The sequence below is a fragment of the Thermus sp. genome, from assembly GCF_056332225.1.
Genome location: NZ_JBWGQW010000229.1, coordinates 1 through 591, shown reverse-complemented (window position 1 = coordinate 591; position 591 = coordinate 1). Strand labels below are relative to the sequence as shown.

1 protein-coding gene is annotated in these 591 nt (G+C 69.0%); it reads left to right on the top strand.

All coding sequences use genetic code 11. The features are described 5' to 3' along the window. Window positions 1-250: 250 nt before the first annotated feature. The coding region (locus AC01Y6_RS11065; RefSeq protein ID WP_476671581.1) for a hypothetical protein at window positions 251-591 on the top strand (341 nt) is incomplete at its 3' end.

Here is a 591-nt window from a genome sequence, read left to right as displayed (position 1 = left end):
GTCCCGAGGCCGAAAACCGGGCGCGAGGCCGGCGAGACGGGCCAAGGCCACCCGGCTGGCCTCCCCTGCGGGGGAAAAGGGCCGGACCTTCACCCCGGGAGGACCCCTTATCCTCCCGGGCCCTTCTTTTGGGGCATTCCCAACCCCGTCCAAGGGCCCAGGTGCGGCCCCCTTCTCCAGGGGGGCTTGACCCTGGGCTGACCACAGGGAGGGGGAGTTGCCGTAAACTACCCGGACAAGGGGGTGAAGCATGAAGGTAAACCGGCTTCTTTGGACCCTCGGAGTGGGAACCGCCCTCCTCCTCGCCGCCTGCGGGGGGCAGACAGGGGGCGGTGGCAACACCGTCACCGTGCGCCAGCTGGACACCGGCCCCCTCGAGGGCGCCTACTACCGCACGGGGGGCGGCTCCTGGCAAGCCCTGAGCTTTAGCGGCGGCCAGGCCACCTTCACCGCCAGCGGGGAATACGAGGTGGCCGTGCGGTGCCAGGCAGGACCCGGGGTCAGCACCGAGGTGTACCTGTTTAAGGCCACGGTGAGCCAGGCCAACACCCTGTCCTTCGCCTGTCAGAACCCCTCAGAGTCGGGAAACTT